Origin of the sequence: Paenibacillus brasilensis, from assembly GCF_009363115.1 — a bacterium.
Taxonomy (GTDB): Bacteria; Bacillota; Bacilli; order Paenibacillales; family Paenibacillaceae; genus Paenibacillus; species Paenibacillus brasilensis.
Genome location: NZ_CP045298.1, coordinates 2,349,946 through 2,366,382, shown reverse-complemented (window position 1 = coordinate 2,366,382; position 16,437 = coordinate 2,349,946). Strand labels below are relative to the sequence as shown.

Below are 16,437 nucleotides of genomic sequence, written 5' to 3'. Positions count from 1 at the left end.
CCCCTCAATGCAGGTTCACGTTATACTTGTTTCGGAGTATACGATACGATCTCTTCCGCCTTGACAATAATCCGATCCCCTACAGTAGCCAAACCTTTGCCGAGAAGAAAACCTCTCTTTCTCTTTGTTACTTCAAAATAAAGATCCAGTCGATCTCCAGGCTGAGCCCATTCGTGCATTTCGACCTGATTCAATGAACTTAAAAAGGAAATGCCCGTTTCGTCCATAGTCGCAAAGCCGCCTAACTGCGCCAATGCTTCAACGACCATCATATGGGGCATAAACGGATTCGCTTCGGAAACAAACCAATCGTTCCAGGTTACATTCTTGTAGCCTCTAGCCCATTTTGAATTCTCAAAACCCGTCACTTTGTCTATCATAATGAACGGATAGCGGTGAGGAAGCACATCAAGAATACGTATGTCATCTGCGTTCACGATGTTATTCCCCCAACCATTTGCGTACGGCCAGACAAACGTTATGACCGCCGAAACCGAACGAATTGCTAATCGCTGCACGGACTTCGCGTTCCTGATATACGTGCGGCACAAAATTCAGCTCAGGGGCTTCAGGATTGTCGCAATTGAGTGTCGGTGGTACCTTGTTGTGGAGCAAGCTCTGTACAGTGGCGATTAATTCAACTGCCCCTGCTCCGCCCATTAAATGGCCTGTCATCGATTTAATAGATGATATCGCCAAACGGGGAGCATGCGCTCCGAATACGCTCTGAATCGCATTGATCTCCATACGGTCGTTAAACGGCGTACTCGTACCATGGGCATTGACATAGTCGATTTCCTGCGGTGTCAAACCGCCATCCTGCAGAGCGATGCTGATCGCTTCCGCCGGACCGGAGCCCGAGGGATCAGGAGCCGTGATATGGTACGCATCGGTCGTGCATCCATAACCCGCAACCTCGGCCAAAATCGTGGCTCCGCGGTTCAAGGCATGCTCTAGCTCCTCCAGCACCAACACCCCTGCTCCTCCGCCGATGACGAATCCGTCGCGGTCCACATCAAACGGACGACTGGCCTTCTGCGGCTCTTCATTGCGTCTGGAGAGCGCATGGATATTCGCAAAGGATGCTAAATCAAGCTGACTGAAATTCGCTTCTGCTCCTCCGGCAACCACAACATCAGCCGTCCCATACTGGATCGTACGCAATGCTTCACCAATGGCATTACTTCCGGTAGCACAAGCCGTAACCACAGCAAACGAAGGTCCCTTAGCTCCGATAGCAATGGAGATTTCGCCAGGCGCAGAATTAATCATCATGGAGGAAACAAAATAAGGAGAAACCCTCTTGGGACCAAGCTCTGTTAGCTTCCTGTAGTTCTCCTCTATTACGTCGAGACCGCCTGCTCCAGAGCCGACAATAACCCCCACGCGGCTTGCATTTCGCTCATCTATCACTAATTTGGATTGCTCGACTGCCTGCCGGGCAGCCGCCAGGGCAAACTGAGTGAACTGTGCAACTTTATTAGCTTCCTTCTTGCTCATATATTGCAGCGGATCAAAGCCCGTAACCTGTGCGCCAATCTTTGTCGGAATGTCCGCTGTATCGAAAACAGTGACAGGTCCGATTCCGCTCTTTCCTTCCAACAGTGAATTCCAGAAATCTGAAAGATTAAGCCCAACCGGCGTTACGACTCCCTGTCCTGTCACCACAACACGTCTTCTCACTGTACCCACGTCCTTCGCTGAAATTAGTTCTTGGAAGCCTGTTGCTCGTAGAGAGGAAAGTCGCCATACACATGACTGATTTTCTCATGCACATCTGCAAGATTAGCATATACCTCGACGACCACAAGCTTGTTCTCTTGATACTTCTCCCAAGCAAGCCGAAGCTGTTCTTGGGCCTCCCCCTTGCTCCGGATCGCAAGACTTTCCACAAACTCATACTGTGGAATTTGGATTCCTGCCTTGGCCTCCTCGGAAACAAATGGCAAGGATTGATCCGAAAGATGCTTATAATTCATCTGATTTTGCAGCCAACCGTAGCCGCCATTATTGAGTACGATATAGATTAACGGTATTTGATACTGCACCGCCGTCATAAAATCCGAATAGAAGAGATTGAACGCACCGTCACCGACCAGTGCCACTACTGGACGTTCTGTTGCCACGCTTGCTCCCAAAGCAGCAGCCGCACCGAATCCAAGGCTCGTTTGGTCACTGGGGACAATCGAAAGAGAGCCTTGCGTGAAGCGAAAATATGGATAAAAGTAAGACCACATATCCTGCAATCCATTCTCTTGAAGAAGCACCAGATTTTCCGGAAATTCCGTCTGAATGATCTCCAGCAGCTCTGGAACGTGGATTCCAGGGGTCTTTTTCAGCTCCTCCAGATAAATGGCTCTGTTAGAAAATGCCTTCTCTTTACAACTTCTGATCGTTTCAAGCCACACTTCATCAGGTTTGTGTCCGTACCGTTGGACCCATTGCTCTAATGCTGCATATCCATCACCAAGCACCTTGATGCCCCTGTATTCGTGTGCAAAATCCTCCAGCTCGACATTAACTTGAATTAAAGGTGTATTCTCTAGCAGAATATCCCACTCAAACGTAGCCGTTTCTTCCAATCGGCTGCCCAGCGTAATCACCACATCAGATTCCTTCCAGATTTGTCTCAGACTGAGATCCGTATAGAGCCCGGCAACACCACAGAAGAGTTCATGATCCTCATCCACTGCGCCCCGTCCCGAGGCGGTTGCGAACAAGGCTGCTCCATGTTGGTTAGCGAACACCTCAATTACATCATTTGTAACTGACTTCATTCCGCCTCCGACCAGAATGACAGGCCGGCGAGCAGTCTTGATCAGCTCCCATGCCGCATCCAGCTCCCGAAGAGACGGAGAGCATGAAAGCTTTTCTGGTGGGGTAAACTGGAGTCCTGTCGGCAGAGGTTGGTCCATCAGGTTTTCGGGTAGTTCAATATAGACAGGACCTGGGGCCCCATTGATGGCCAAAAAGGCTGCCCGCTCCAGCGCCCATACAAGTCGATCCACATGCTCGACACGGTAAGCCCATTTTACGAGCGGCTTCACGAGTGAGATTTGATCTGCCTCCTGAAAAGATCGGGTACCCAGTTTGTCCCCTCCGGTGCCGAGCGCCAAAAGTAAAAGCGGAGCACCCAGGTTCTTCGCTTCCAGCAGCCCCGTAAGTGTATTGCTGAGCGCAGGCCCTTTACCCACAACACATACGGACATCTGGTTAGTTGTGAGCGCATAACCTGCTGCCATAAACACAGCATTACGTTGATCTTTGCACAGAATAAAATCCATACCGGACGAGGGGAGTGACGATACGATTTTGAGATCATCACTGGGTAATCCAAAGAGATGCCGAACCCCAGCCGATTTTATGTAGCCAATGATGGCATCCCATGGCAATAAGCTCGCAGTCATACCAAACTCCTCTTTTCCGACAAATATTCTGCGACAATTTCTGAAATCAAAATGGGCTTCGAAACGAGCTTAAAATCGTAAAAAATATAGTTCGACATCGTGCCGTAGCCACCAAAGGGCTTATTCCCCTGATCCACATCCTCAAGCGTCTGATTAATGGTCAGCGTGTGCTTCTTTCGAAGAACATCACTCAGATGCTCAGAACCGTACAAGCTGCAGCCCATCGCACGTTCACTGAAATAACTGGAGGAAATACGCTTGATCAGCTGCTCGTCGTCACGATAGATAACCACGTTGAAGACTGGTGAAAAATACTCGATAATCTCCAAATTTTCATCTAATTCACTATAGACAACCGTTGGCTCCATCTTTTTCGTACGGAAATCGATGCCACCGCCGTAAATAATAAACTTATCATTCGTATTAAAATATTCAGAAACGGAATACAGCGTATCTTTGTAGAAAATAGGGGAGTAGTTCGCGTTCGGGTCATTGTTTGCTCCAAACACGAGTTGGTCAAGCCGCTTAATCAGCAGGTTTTTAAAGCTCTCCCTCACATCCTGATGCACCAGAATGATGTCAGGTCCCAGGCAATCCTGTCCGGAGTTGTACAATCTCATTCGAGTCACATCGGTAACCGCCAATTCCAGATCGGCATCGGGTCCGATGATGAAAGGATTTATTCCTTGTCCGTAAAAGATGTAGAGCTGTTCTTTTCGAATTTGTTTTTTGATCTTCTCCGCATTGGTATAGCTACCCGTGAACACCACAATATCAGCCGGCATCACGGAATTCTCCATAAACACCTTCTGACTTACTTTACGAATATAGATGGGTAACCCATGTACAGCCTGGAGCTTTTCATGCAGCATGCTGACATACTCGTTTACGTGAGAAGAAGGGCGAAAGTCTATATTTTCAACGTACAGGGCCGGAATCAAAAGGTATAATGCGTAGGAGTACAAAACGACGTTGGAAGGCATAAATACAGCCATAGAACGCTGCCAGCCTGGCTGATAGGTCTGTACTTCCTCCAAAGCACCTTGAAGTGTGAGGATGGTGGAATCAATTTCTGCATTGGCGGCCCGATAGGATGAAAATTGGGTGAGAATATCCATCACTTCCTGCCGATGCTCGATCAAATAATTAAGGCACTTCAGAATTGCTTCATGCCTTTCCAAAAAAAGCTTGTTTTTTTCCAATTCCGGATTCATACTCATGGTGCAATCTCCCTTTCCTATATGAAATTTTTGGTAAACATCCGTGCTTTCTGCCGAGATACTTTATAAACCAGATAGGGCCTCATTATCCTCAACACTTACACTTTGCGAGAAGCAACTTTCTCCAGGGCAATGCGCTCCATTTCCAGCCGGTTTACTTTTCCATTCCGATTTAATGGAAAATGGGCAAGCGGAAGCAACAGATCGGGAAACATGTATGAGGGAAGTACCCGATTCATTTCTTTGCGGAGTACAGACAAGGCCTGCGAGGATTCGCCTTCGATGTATGCGATAAGCAATGTTCCTTTAGCCTCGTCCTCCAGGGTGATCACGCAGGATCTGTATCCTAGCGAACCAATCCGGTCCTCGATATAGACCGGAGATACCATATAGCCCATCCGGTTGACCGTCTTACCGCTGCGGCCAATGACATACAGCATTTCGTCATCCAGATAGCCCAGATCCCCTGTCTTGAACCAGCCGTCCTGTAGAACGGACTGCGTCAGGTCTGGACGATTCAGGTAACCTTCCATGCATCCGGCACTGCGTATCCACACTTCGCCTACGATGCCATCCGCCTGCTGGCTACCAGCAGCATCAAGTATTTTCAGGTCCACACCAGGCAACGGTTTGCCACAGCCTTGCGGACACTCCAGCGTCCCCAGCGTAACGTTGCCCAATTCAGAAAGGCCGTAACCATTCAGCAGGGGCTGTCCAAATATGTTGTTAAATTTGTCTTCGAGGTCTTGGGTAAGTGGGGAACCGCCTACGCACCACATGCGTACTGGAGATTCCTTTACCATTTCCAGTTGTTCGGGTTTACGGTTTAACATACGCAACAAGGTGTAAAAAGCCGAGGGGTTAGCGTCTACGACCGTCGCCCGGTCTTTCGTAATACTTGCAATGACGCTCCAGAGGTTTTTAGGATTGCAGATGATGAGAGAACATGAGGTTAACCACCAGGAGAAAATAAGTGAAATACCATAGAAGTGAGAAAACGGTACAACGGGGAGCATATGGTCAGACGGCAGGTAGTTCATGGCGTGTATGGAATGCCTGATATTGTCCATGAAAGCAGATCCAGCCTTCACGATGCCCTTGGGTTTACCCGTCGTGCCTGAAGAATACAGAATGAGGGCATCCGATCGCTCGCACCACTTGTTAAAGTCGATGCCATAGATTTCCGGCTCTCCAACCCAATGTGGGTGCACTGCTTCTTCTTGGATTAGATCTTGAATTAGAATAACAGAAGCATGAGAAAGTCCTGGATCGCAATCGGTCAGGATACAACAGGCATCTGCTTCGTCGTAAATTTGAGCTACTTCATCATGTACGGTCTGCTCGTCCACTACAGTCACCGAAACAGCAATGTTGCACAGGGAGAACAGAGATACTATAAAATAATAAGAATTCGCTGCTTTCAGTATCACTCTGCCTTCTTCAGAAATTCCTCGGAGAGCCAACATACGGGAAAAGATCACAACGTCCCGCTCCAGTCGCTCCCTTGTCATAATCCCTTCAGGTGAGATAATACGGCAGTCCGTATGCGTAACAAGCACAGCGTTCCCTCCTTACATCCCCGTAATGTGGTATCCTGCATCAACATGGATAACTTCTCCCGTAATGCCTCTCGATAAATGGGAAAATAGGAATAACGCGGTATCCCCGACTTCTGACGTATCAACTGTCTTGCGTAGGGGCGTCGTCTCTTCAATATGCTTTAGCATCGTGCTAAAATCCTTAATGCCGTAAGCGGCCAAAGTCCGTATGGGGCCAGCTGAAATCGCATTAACACGAATGCCGTAAGTACCCAGATCATTCGACAGATAGCGCATGCCAGCTTCCAGTGAAGCCTTCGCCACACCCATAACGTTGTAATTCTTGATCGCTCGTTCTGCACCAATATACGTCATGGTGACGATACTTCCACCCTCCGTCATCAGCGGGTAAATCCGTCGGGAAACAGCAGCCAGAGAGTAGGCACTGATTTCTTGAGCAATGGCGAATCCCTCGCGAGAAGTGTCGACGAACAGGCCGTCCAAATCCTCAGCCTTAGCATAGGCAACACTGTGAAAATAACCATGCAGGACGCCTACTTTCTCCTTTAGAAAATCCGCCAGTGTATCCAATTCTTCATCGCTTTGTACATTACAGGGACAGACAATGGACCCCGGAATCGTGTCAACGAGCTTTAGCACCCGATCTGCAACCCTCTCATTTTCGTAAGTAAAAATGAGTCTTGCTCCTTCAGCAGCTAAAGATTGGGCTGTCCCCCAAGCAATACTCCTGTTATTAGCCACGCCCATAATCAAAATGTTCTTACCACTCAGTAGTGCTGCCACAGAAACCACCTTTCTTTTTTTACATTTTTCCACAAAAAAACAACTTAATTGCGTATACCTATAAATGTTAGACACATGTAATCTTTTCTGGAATATTATCATGTTAGTTGCCAAAGTTAAACAAGCGACGTTTTAGGCAAATACGAGAATTCATTGAAACTTCATGTAATTTGGGAGGTACTATTCTACAGATGAGTTTGGCTGTAATCTTGTCCGCCATTCCTCCGGGAATTCAAGTGCGCTTCATACGATGGCTTGTCCTGCCATACCCAGCAACACCAATGAGCTGGGTCTTATCATTCACGTAAAATTGACCGCAAAACTACTACCGTTAACGGCGCAGTATCGCTCCAAAAGCTAAAAAATAACTATAGTAAAACCATAAAATTTCAAACAACTGATTAATAAATCCAACCCTAGACCCATAAAGTCGTTTTAATATGCTCCGTCTTTAAAAGGTCTGGAGAACACATAATGCATGCTGTCTATCAGCTCACGAGAGCTGTACTTCTTCTGTTGGTCTGTGTTCAAATCGGAAGGAATCCATGCGATTAATGAGGTAGAGAGGCAAAAATGAGGTGACTGTTTGAGCGAGTTCAACATAAAATTATCATATTTGTTATTTTTCCTACAATAGCGACGGACTCATCGAACTACCGGAAGTGACAACTTCATTTTTACTATCAACGACCCTTCCGATTTGAACATCCTGAGTGACCGGCCTTATTTCATCCGAATGTGAAGCTTTATATCTCCCCGAAACTACGCCTTATTTTTTTTAGGAGCCAAAGTATAGCTAAAGGAAACAATAAAGTCGATTGCCAGAACGACTGCCCATGTTTTCATAAGGCCCTCCAAGGAAGCCGTACGCTGTAGATCACCCACATACACGATGATGGCGAGCAGCAGAACGTTGCCGATGGCCCAGCCCAACAGGTGAAGCAGCCACGTCGTCCGTTCCTCTTTTGCATGAGCAGCGCCATACTTGCGTTGGGGCTTCGGCCCCTTGCCAAACCAATAGGAGAACCGCACATCCGCCCATTTAATTAACCTATGACCAAATGCTACCGTAATACCAAGATAGCAGGCAGCCAGACCCGTAGCGGTCGTAATCTCCATGCCGCTGCTCACCGTGATAAACACCGCAATCAGCAACAGGATATCAATAACAGGAGTACACAGTAAAAGAAGACCGCCTAATTTCTTCAAGTCATACATATATCTTGCGATCAGTCCTGCAACAACAAATACCCAGAATAAAACTTCAGCACTAATAATAAATATATACATAGTAGATGATTCCTTTCAAAATAGAAGTTGGTATTCCCCTCGGCTATCCCCCTTTCACGCCCACTATCATACAATATTATACATAATATTCCTAGTATCTTGACTATAATTACATAAAAGGAAACAAATAGCCTTTTTTCTACAAAAAAAGCCCCTGTCAAGTCCATGGTCCCTCACTTCCCCAAATTGCATACCTTTCATGATATGCTACACATTAGATCATGATGATGTAAAATGAAAAAAAGATGCGCCCGTGACATCAGCACAGGTGCATCTTTTTATACTATTTGAGCTATCCAATTACGATATGCCCTTCGGGACGACGGTACAACGTCTTAGTCGAGCGTGGACGAAGAGCATAAGCAATTGTAAGTGGACCAATTCGTCCAATAAACATGGTCACACAGATGATCAGCTTGCCTGCGTCGGACAGTCCTGGCGTCACTCCTACAGACAGCCCTACCGTTCCGATTGCGGAAGCCGCCTCAAATGCAAGAGAGAGGAAGGGTGCATCCTCTGTCATTAAGAGCAGCATCACCACAATCGAGAATATAAATAGCGCCAGTATAATTATGGTCAGTGCTCGCATCATGATATCGTTGGGAACCCTATGGCGGAAGAACACAATTTCCTTCTGACCTCGCATGACGGCCAACAATGCACCCATCATCAGCAAAAATGTGGTTGTTTTGATTCCACCCCCGGTAGAGCCCGGTGAAGCTCCGATAATCATCAGCAGCATGATAAAGAACTGACTGGCCTGCCTCAACCCGCTGATATCTACTGTACTTGTCCCAGAGGAGCGTGTAGATACGGATTGAAAGACAGAAGCGTACATTTTGCCCTCCCAATTCAGTGAGCCCAGGGTACGAGCATTGGTAAACTCAAAAATGAATATAACCAGCGCCCCGATTACAATAAGCGCACCCGACACACTCAACACCATTTTGGAGTGAAGACTCAGTCTCCGGGTGCGGCGAAAATCGAACAGATCGCTTAGTACAAGAAAGCCCAGTCCCCCTGAAATGACAAGCACAGAGGCGATGATATTGAATACAAAATCCCCAGCATACTGTTGAAAGCTACTTCCAAACAGGTCGAAGCCCCCGTTGTTAAAAAGAGATACCGAATGGAATATTCCATAGTATATCGCTTGTCCAACAGGCATCTCCCTCATCCATCGCAAAGCCATGACTACGGCAGCTATAGCCTCAATGGTAAAAGAGAAAATCAGCACCTTGCGAATAATGCGTACGATTCCTTCCATGCTATCGGCATTAATCGCTTCCTTCAGCAGAAGCCGATCCTTCAATGACAACCGTCGCCCCAGCAACAACGCAAACAAGGTCGCCAAGGTCATAAAACCGAGGCCGCCCAGCTGCATCAACACCATGATGACCGTTTCCCCAAACATCGTATAGGTTGAATTCACGTCCACCACGACCAATCCGGTGACACAAGCAGCGGAAACAGACATAAACAGCGAATCAATCCAATACGGAACATGTCCACTATGATTGGAAATAGGAAGCATCAGCAGCAAAGTACCTAATGCGATAATCAGCAAGTATCCGATGACCAATATAAAAGGAGGCGATGCAAATCGGGCAAGCTTGACGCTGCGTTTCATTAGAAGTACTCTCTCCATCCATTCTTATGAAAAAGAGGAACAAGACACGGGAAGGAAGCCCGGCTGATCCTCTATATTCATAATGTTATGTTATTCTACTGTTGGTTACGCATATGCGGGAAAAGCAGCACGTCGCGAATGGACGGTGCATCTGTCAGCAACATAACCAACCGGTCGATACCGATACCCAGTCCACCCGTCGGCGGCATACCGTATTCCAATGCACGGATAAAATCGTCATCCATTTCATGAGCCTCGTCATTACCATGCTCACGTTCCAGCAATTGTGCTTCAAAGCGCTGGCGTTGGTCAATCGGATCATTCAGCTCAGTGAATGCATTCGCATGCTCACGAGCTACTACGAACAGCTCAAAACGATCCGTAAAGCGCGGATCTTGCTCATTTCTCTTTGCCAGCGGCGAGATTTCAACCGGATGCCCTGTAATAAAGGTCGGCTGAATGAGCGTTTCTTCTACGAATTCCTCAAAGAAAGCGTTCAGGATATGGCCAAAGGTCATATGCGGCTCTACCTTCACGTTATGCTCCTTCGCAAGGCGATGAGCTTCTTCATTACTCAGATGTGCTCCAAAATCCACGCCTGTTACTTCTTTAACAGCATCCACCATCGACACTCTACGCCATTGCGGTGTCAGATCCACTTCATGACCTTGATATTGAATATGCTGTGTTCCAAGCACTTCCTGCGCAATATGAGCAACCATGTTTTCCGTTAATTGCATGATATCCTGGTAGTCAGCATACGCTTCATATAGCTCAATCATTGTAAATTCAGGATTGTGGCGTGTTGAAACACCTTCATTACGGTATACGCGTCCAATCTCATATACTTTCTCCATTCCGCCGACAATCAATCGTTTCAGATGAAGTTCAATGGCAATACGCATATAAAGCTGCATGTCTAACGCATTATGGTGTGTAATAAATGGCTTCGCCGCTGCCCCGCCGGCAATAGAATGCAACGTCGGAGTCTCAACTTCCAAATAACCGAGCGAGTCCAAATAACGACGCATGGATTGAATAATACGGGAACGTGTAATGAACGTTTTTTGTACTTCCGGGTTCATAACCAGATCAACATAGCGCTGACGGTAACGCAATTCAACATCCTTCAGACCATGATATTTCTCCGGTAATGGATACAGAGATTTGGACAAGACCACAATATCCTGAGCCTTAATTGTAGTTTCTCCCGTTTTGGTCTTAAACAGTACACCCTTAATACCGACAATATCGCCCAGATCCAAAATACTGAACGCTTTATACTGTTCTTCCGGAACACTGTCTTGACGAACATAAATTTGAATACGCCCGCTAAGATCCTGTATATGAGCAAAACTAGCCTTACCCATCACCCGTTTAGCCATGATACGGCCTGCAATGCTAACTTCAAGATTTTTTTCTTCCAGTTCTTCCTTGGTCAGACTGTCATACTTGCTTAGCAACCCGCCCGCTTCAGCCGTGCGTATGTATTTACGTCCAAAGGGATCAATGCCCAATGAGCGAAGCTCGTCCAATTTGGCGCGGCGAATTTGCAACAATTCACTTAATTCCTCGCGATTTTCCTGTGATTCCTGATTCATAGTTTCATCCGACATGGTGCTAAATCAGCTCCTTCATTATGAGTAGACGGGCCGGGGTCCATCCGGGTGTAGAGAAAAAAAGCTTCCTTGTGGAAGCTTTTGAATTTAATTCCAAGGTTTGTTTCTTATTTCTTGATATCCACGATTTTATATTGAATAACACCTGCTGGAACAGTGACATCCACAACAGTTCCCTTTTTCTTGCCAAGGATTGCCTTGCCAACCGGACTTTCATTGGAAATTTTGTTCTGAAGCGGATCGGATTCAGCGGAACCGACGATCGCATATTCTGTTATATCTCCGAATTCCAAATCTTCCACAGTCACGGTTGCGCCTACTCCCACAACATCGGTGTCAATTTCATCACTATTGATAATGCGGGCATTGCGTAGCATTTTTTCCAGTGTAATGATGCGGCCTTCAATAAAAGCCTGCTCGTTCTTTGCATCCTCATATTCGGAGTTTTCACTGATATCCCCGTATCCGATGGCTACCTTAATCCGTTCCGCCACTTCACGGCGTTTGACAGACTTTAAGTTCTCAAGCTCATCCTCGAGCTTTCTAAGGCCTTCCTGTGTCAGAATGACTTCTTTATCGCTCATCTTAACCGATTCTCCTGTCATGGGAAAAGTTTAAAAGTGCATCGGAATGCACGCTTTCAAAACATCATATGCCACTCTGAGGGAATGAGAACATTTCCTGCTGTTGTCTTAAAGAGCTGCACACAATTTGTAGCATACATCAAGATTTTATACTGAACGATTATAGGGCAAGCATTTGGAAAAGTCAATCGCGCACAAAGGCAGAAGCGGCTTCATTATTGCGCAACAGCGGCAGGAGAAGCAGTGCTTGCAGCAGGCTCATCGTTTTCCACCATGTGCAATTGAGACACAAATTGATCCAAAATACGCACCATGTCATCACGTTTGGTTTCTTCCATAATGACGTCCTTAATACGCGCAGAGCCTTTTAGCCCTTTAAGATACCAAGCCAGATGCTTGCGCATTTCGCGGACAGCCACGGCTTCGCCCTTCAGTGCCACCAGACGATCCATGTGCAGAATGGCAATACGGATTTTTTCTTCCGGTGAAGGATCAGGCAAAAGTTCACCCGTTTGCAAATATTCAATCGTACGATACAGCATCCACGGGTTACCCAGAGCACCGCGTCCGATCATAACACCATCGCAATTGGTCAGATCCAGCATGCGGCGGGCATCCTCCGGTGTTGCCACATCGCCATTACCAATTACAGGAATGGAAACTGCTTCTTTAACCTCTTTTATGATATCCCAGTTCGCATGTCCCGTATAGAGCTGCTCCCGTGTGCGGCCATGCACGCTCACAGCCTTACCTCCGGCACGTTCTACGGCGCGGGCATTCTCTACGGCATAAATATGCTCGCTATCCCAGCCGATACGCATTTTCACCGTAACCGGCTTACTCACAGACTCCACAACAGCAGATACCATTTCATAGATCTTATTGGGGTCCAGCAGCCAACGAGCACCTGCATCACATTTGGTCACCTTGGGAACCGGGCAGCCCATATTAATGTCAATAATATCCGCGTTCGTCTCCTGATCTACGACCTTCGCTGCCTCCACCAGGGATTCACGGTCTCCCCCGAAAATTTGCAGGCTAAGCGGCTTCTCGCGCTCATCCACAAACAGCATTTCGCGCGTACGTTTATTTCCGTGAATAATCGCCTTATCACTAACCATTTCCGCACAGACCAGACCTGTGCCAAATTCCTTGGCGATCAGGCGAAAAGCAGGATTACACACGCCTGCCATCGGAGCCAGGACGACTTGGTTTTTCATTTCAATACCGCCGATTTTCAACAATTTCCTTCACTCCTTTATTCCTTCTTTATATATCGTTCACTTATCGTTATTCCGTCAGTTCCCGGACTTCAATTTCTAGGGTTCGGGCAATAATGCTCAGCATGTCAGGCTCTATTGTACGATTACCCCGCTCCACAGCACCCAATACGGCCAAGGATATACCGGTTCGTTTAGCCAACTCCTGCTGTGTTATTCCTTTAAGCTTTCGGAAGGCGCGGAGCCGTTGCGCCAGCTGCATGTTTTCCAAAACTGTATGCCATCCTTTCCATCCAATGAATTCAATGCAGTATGCACGATACTGTACAGACCGGATGGATCTTGATTCGGAACGATGTCAGCCAATGGCACAAGCACAAAAGCACGCTCCAACATGCGGGGATGAGGAAGCTCCAAATCCGGTGTAGCCAGCCGCGCGGCTTCCATCCATAACAGATCCAGATCAATCGTGCGCGGACCGTTAGGAATATGCCTTACTCTACCCAGACGACTCTCCACCTCCAGCATAAAAGCCAGAAGCTCCTCGGGAGCGAGTGTTGTAGATACGGCTGCCGTCATATTCAAAAAAGAAGGCTGATCCAGATACCCGACAGGCTCTGTTTCGTACAGGCTGGAGCAACGCAGCACCCGTATACCCGGATGTTCGTCCAGCGCCGTGATGGCTTCATACAGGGTATGCTCGCGCTCCCCCAAATTAGCCCCTAAAGCAATATAAGCCTCTGATGCCTCAGAGGTCGAATGTGCGTTCATGTACGTTCCTACTTTCTTGCGCGATAAAGCTCAACCGTCACGCCTCCAAAATGAATATCAAACGGCGGATGCGGCTTTGTGACTTTGACAGTCAGTGCATTTACACTAGTATAAGTGTCCAGTAAGGAAGATGCAATACGTTCGCCTAAAGCTTCAATCAATTGGTAAGATTCCTTTTCTACAATATCTTTAACGGTGTAATGCACCTCAGCGTAATTAACCGTTTTGTCCAATGTGTCCTGCTCGCCCGCCTCACGCAGATCAAGCTCCAATTCCAAATCAATGTAAAAACGCTGTCCCAGCTTGCGTTCCTCGGGAAAAACACCGTGATATCCGTAATACTCCATACGATGCAAAACCATTTTATCCATTCGTGGGTAGTCTCCTCTGTTTTTTTTGATTATAATTTTTTATATTAAATTTTTTTCTGAAAATGCAGTGACTTTATGGTGCGTTGCAGCGTAATGAAGGATTTGAATCCGGAGAAGCGGAGCGCTCGCCTTTGCAACGGGATTCTTACCTCTACATGGTTTATAATCCAAAGAATCCCGTTGCAACAGCGATCGCAGGATCAAATCATTCATGCAGCGTCTTCTAACCATTATAACTCAGTGCATTTTTAGACCCGTACACCATCGCATCACACATACGTACCGTGCGCTTGATTTGGGCCACATCGTGTACACGCACAATCTGGCATCCTTGAGCAATACCAAAGGCAACCGTAGCCGCTGTCCCCTCCACCACATCATCCACGGGCAAATCCAGTGCTGTACGGATAAATCTTTTGCGCGACGTAGCCAGTAACAGCGGAAAGCCGAGCTGACCCAACGCATCGAGAGAAGTCATGGCATGAATATTTTCATCGTAATCCTTGGCAAAACCGATGCCTGGATCTAAAATGATCTGTTCCTCGCGTACACCTGCATCGAGAGCCAATTGGATGCTTTCTTTTAAATCAGCCAGCATATCGGATACCAAATCGCTATAGTTGCGATCATGACGATTATGCATCAAAATGACTGGACAATCGAACTCTGCAGCGACACGTGCCATGTCAGGGTCTGCCTTAAACCCCCACACATCATTAATGATATGGGCCCCCGCTTCAAGTGCCTGCCGGGCGACCTCGGCTTTGTAAGTATCCACAGATAACGGAATGTGTGGTGCGATACGATGGATTGCCTGGATGACCGGAATGACCCGAGCCAGCTCCTCTTCCACACCTACCGGTTCATGGCCCGGACGTGTAGATTCTCCGCCAATGTCAATCACGTCGGCTCCATCCTCCACCAGCTTCAAGGCATGTGAAACAGCCAGCTCCGGACTATGATGCATTCCCCCATCGGAAAATGAATCCGGGGTCACATTCAGTATACCCATGATCTGTGTGGCATGTCCGAGCGTAAGCTCAGCGTCCCCCATTCGATAGCTGCGTTGATAAAGAGTCGGTATATTCACTTGATCCCTGCTTTCTGTCTATAGTCGTGCAACAGCAAGGCTGTTATGGGCCCGGTCGGTGCCGAGGAATCCGGTATATGATGTGTTGCTCCGTCCGGCTCCAGCAGCAAATGGACAGGCCTTATTTCTTGTATGGAGTTGGTCATAAAAATTTCATTAGCCCACTTCAACTCATCCCAACGGTACAGCCCTTGCTTATAGGGAATGCCTCGTAATTGAGCCAGCTCCAAAACGAACTCACGCGTAATGCCTGGCAGAATTCCCGTAGACAAGTCAGGCGTATACAACGTATCCTGTCGTACAAAGAACAGGTTGCTGACCATTCCCTCTGCCAGAAAACCATTGGCCGTAAGCATCATCCCTTCGGCCTTATACTGAACGGCGGCAGCGTACTGCTGAAGCTCCCGCTTCGCAAGAATATTGTTCATATAATGGAGTGATTTTAAGCGAATCTCACCCTCTGGCGTATTCCTTGGGGTTCGCAGCAACTGAAGCGCCGATGGGGAAGTCGGTTCCCCGGCCTGTGTATTTGTCGAGGGCAGCGGCTTGACGAACAAAATATGGTTGGGCTGCGTGTAGTCACCAGATGGCAAGCCTAGCACCTCTTCCCCCGCTGACACGGTGTAGCGGATATAGGCCTCGTCCAATCCATTTGCCACCATCAGACTTTGGATATGTCTCGTAAGCCGCTCTTCGTCCGGTTGAAAAGGAATGCCGAGCATGCGGGCGCCTTCTGCCAGTCTATGCAAATGCCGATCCAGCAGGAATGGAACGCCTTTGTAGGTGCGAAACGTTTCAAACAAGCCCATGCCGTATAAAAAGCCGTGATCACTTACGTGAATCACGGCTTTTGCGGCTTCCGTTAGGACGCCGTTGACTCCGATATATTTCAT

The 16,437-nt window shown here is 47.4% G+C and carries 16 protein-coding genes; all 16 read right to left on the bottom strand.

Features of this window, described 5'->3' with window-relative positions:
- Positions 1-20: 20 nt before the first annotated feature.
- Complete coding sequence (locus GCU48_RS11200) at positions 21-380, bottom strand: hotdog family protein (protein ID WP_425280867.1); 360 nt, start codon at positions 378-380, stop codon at positions 21-23.
- A gap of 61 nt (positions 381-441) precedes the next feature.
- Complete coding sequence (gene fabF, locus GCU48_RS11195; RefSeq protein ID WP_152380054.1) at positions 442-1,683, bottom strand: beta-ketoacyl-ACP synthase II; 1,242 nt, start codon at positions 1,681-1,683, stop codon at positions 442-444.
- A gap of 23 nt (positions 1,684-1,706) precedes the next feature.
- Positions 1,707-3,407 carry a thiamine pyrophosphate-binding protein gene (locus GCU48_RS11190; RefSeq protein WP_152380053.1) on the bottom strand — a complete coding sequence of 567 codons (1,701 nt, stop codon included), beginning with the start codon at positions 3,405-3,407 and terminating at the stop codon, positions 1,707-1,709.
- Complete coding sequence (locus tag GCU48_RS11185; RefSeq protein WP_152380052.1) at positions 3,404-4,627, bottom strand: aldehyde dehydrogenase family protein; 1,224 nt, start codon at positions 4,625-4,627, stop codon at positions 3,404-3,406. Before GCU48_RS11185 ends, GCU48_RS11190 begins: the two co-directional genes overlap by 4 nt.
- 98 nt (positions 4,628-4,725) lie before the next feature.
- Positions 4,726-6,186, bottom strand: a complete 1,461-nt coding sequence (locus tag GCU48_RS11180) for a class I adenylate-forming enzyme family protein (RefSeq protein WP_152380051.1) — start codon at positions 6,184-6,186, stop codon at positions 4,726-4,728.
- A gap of 12 nt (positions 6,187-6,198) precedes the next feature.
- Positions 6,199-6,969 carry an enoyl-ACP reductase FabI gene (locus tag GCU48_RS11175; protein ID WP_152380050.1) on the bottom strand — a complete coding sequence of 257 codons (771 nt, stop codon included), beginning with the start codon at positions 6,967-6,969 and terminating at the stop codon, positions 6,199-6,201.
- A 762-nt stretch (positions 6,970-7,731) separates the two neighbouring features.
- Positions 7,732-8,259 carry a hypothetical protein gene (locus tag GCU48_RS11170; protein WP_152380049.1) on the bottom strand — a complete coding sequence of 176 codons (528 nt, stop codon included), beginning with the start codon at positions 8,257-8,259 and terminating at the stop codon, positions 7,732-7,734.
- Positions 8,260-8,551: 292 nt separating this feature from the next.
- Positions 8,552-9,889: a TrkH family potassium uptake protein gene (locus GCU48_RS11165; RefSeq protein ID WP_152380048.1), complete on the bottom strand. Its 1,338-nt coding sequence runs from the start codon at positions 9,887-9,889 to the stop codon at positions 8,552-8,554.
- 95 nt (positions 9,890-9,984) lie between these two features.
- On the bottom strand, positions 9,985-11,505 hold the full coding sequence (lysS, locus tag GCU48_RS11160) for a lysine--tRNA ligase (protein WP_152380047.1): 1,521 nt from the start codon (positions 11,503-11,505) through the stop codon (positions 9,985-9,987).
- A gap of 110 nt (positions 11,506-11,615) precedes the next feature.
- On the bottom strand, positions 11,616-12,092 hold the full coding sequence (greA, locus tag GCU48_RS11155; protein ID WP_007428055.1) for a transcription elongation factor GreA: 477 nt from the start codon (positions 12,090-12,092) through the stop codon (positions 11,616-11,618).
- Positions 12,093-12,307: 215 nt separating this feature from the next.
- The gene (gene dusB / locus GCU48_RS11150; RefSeq protein ID WP_152380046.1) at positions 12,308-13,336 is read right to left on the bottom strand and encodes a tRNA dihydrouridine synthase DusB; all 1,029 of its coding nucleotides are present in this window, start codon (positions 13,334-13,336) and stop codon (positions 12,308-12,310) included.
- Positions 13,337-13,382: 46 nt separating this feature from the next.
- Positions 13,383-13,583: a helix-turn-helix domain-containing protein gene (locus GCU48_RS11145; protein ID WP_208811991.1), complete on the bottom strand. Its 201-nt coding sequence runs from the start codon at positions 13,581-13,583 to the stop codon at positions 13,383-13,385.
- Entirely contained in the window at positions 13,526-14,083 is a 558-nt protein-coding gene (gene folK, locus GCU48_RS11140; protein WP_152380045.1) for a 2-amino-4-hydroxy-6-hydroxymethyldihydropteridine diphosphokinase, read from the bottom strand. Before folK ends, GCU48_RS11145 begins: the two co-directional genes overlap by 58 nt.
- Before the next feature lie 8 nt (positions 14,084-14,091).
- Positions 14,092-14,454 carry a dihydroneopterin aldolase gene (folB, locus tag GCU48_RS11135; protein ID WP_152380044.1) on the bottom strand — a complete coding sequence of 121 codons (363 nt, stop codon included), beginning with the start codon at positions 14,452-14,454 and terminating at the stop codon, positions 14,092-14,094.
- A 223-nt stretch (positions 14,455-14,677) separates the two neighbouring features.
- Entirely contained in the window at positions 14,678-15,544 is an 867-nt protein-coding gene (gene folP / locus GCU48_RS11130) for a dihydropteroate synthase (RefSeq protein ID WP_152380043.1), read from the bottom strand.
- The gene (locus GCU48_RS11125; protein ID WP_025716860.1) at positions 15,541-16,437 is read right to left on the bottom strand and encodes an aminotransferase class IV; all 897 of its coding nucleotides are present in this window, start codon (positions 16,435-16,437) and stop codon (positions 15,541-15,543) included. Before GCU48_RS11125 ends, folP begins: the two co-directional genes overlap by 4 nt.

Bases quoted from the DNA above. Each gene is read 5' to 3' on its own strand.
- GCU48_RS11170 (WP_152380049.1), bottom strand. From the start codon at position 8,259: ATGTATATATTTATTATTAGTGCTGAAGTTTTATTCTGGGTATTTGTT.
- GCU48_RS11190 (WP_152380053.1), bottom strand. From the start codon at position 3,407: ATGACTGCGAGCTTATTGCCATGGGATGCCATCATTGGCTACATAAAA.
- GCU48_RS11200 (WP_425280867.1), bottom strand. From the start codon at position 380: ATGATAGACAAAGTGACGGGTTTTGAGAATTCAAAATGGGCTAGAGGC.
- GCU48_RS11165 (WP_152380048.1), bottom strand. From the start codon at position 9,889: ATGAAACGCAGCGTCAAGCTTGCCCGATTTGCATCGCCTCCTTTTATA.
- GCU48_RS11185 (WP_152380052.1), bottom strand. From the start codon at position 4,627: ATGAGTATGAATCCGGAATTGGAAAAAAACAAGCTTTTTTTGGAAAGG.
- lysS (WP_152380047.1), bottom strand. From the start codon at position 11,505: ATGTCGGATGAAACTATGAATCAGGAATCACAGGAAAATCGCGAGGAA.
- folK (WP_152380045.1), bottom strand. From the start codon at position 14,083: ATGAACGCACATTCGACCTCTGAGGCATCAGAGGCTTATATTGCTTTA.
- folB (WP_152380044.1), bottom strand. From the start codon at position 14,454: ATGGATAAAATGGTTTTGCATCGTATGGAGTATTACGGATATCACGGT.
- greA (WP_007428055.1), bottom strand. From the start codon at position 12,092: ATGAGCGATAAAGAAGTCATTCTGACACAGGAAGGCCTTAGAAAGCTC.
- GCU48_RS11125 (WP_025716860.1), bottom strand. From the start codon at position 16,437: ATGAAATATATCGGAGTCAACGGCGTCCTAACGGAAGCCGCAAAAGCC.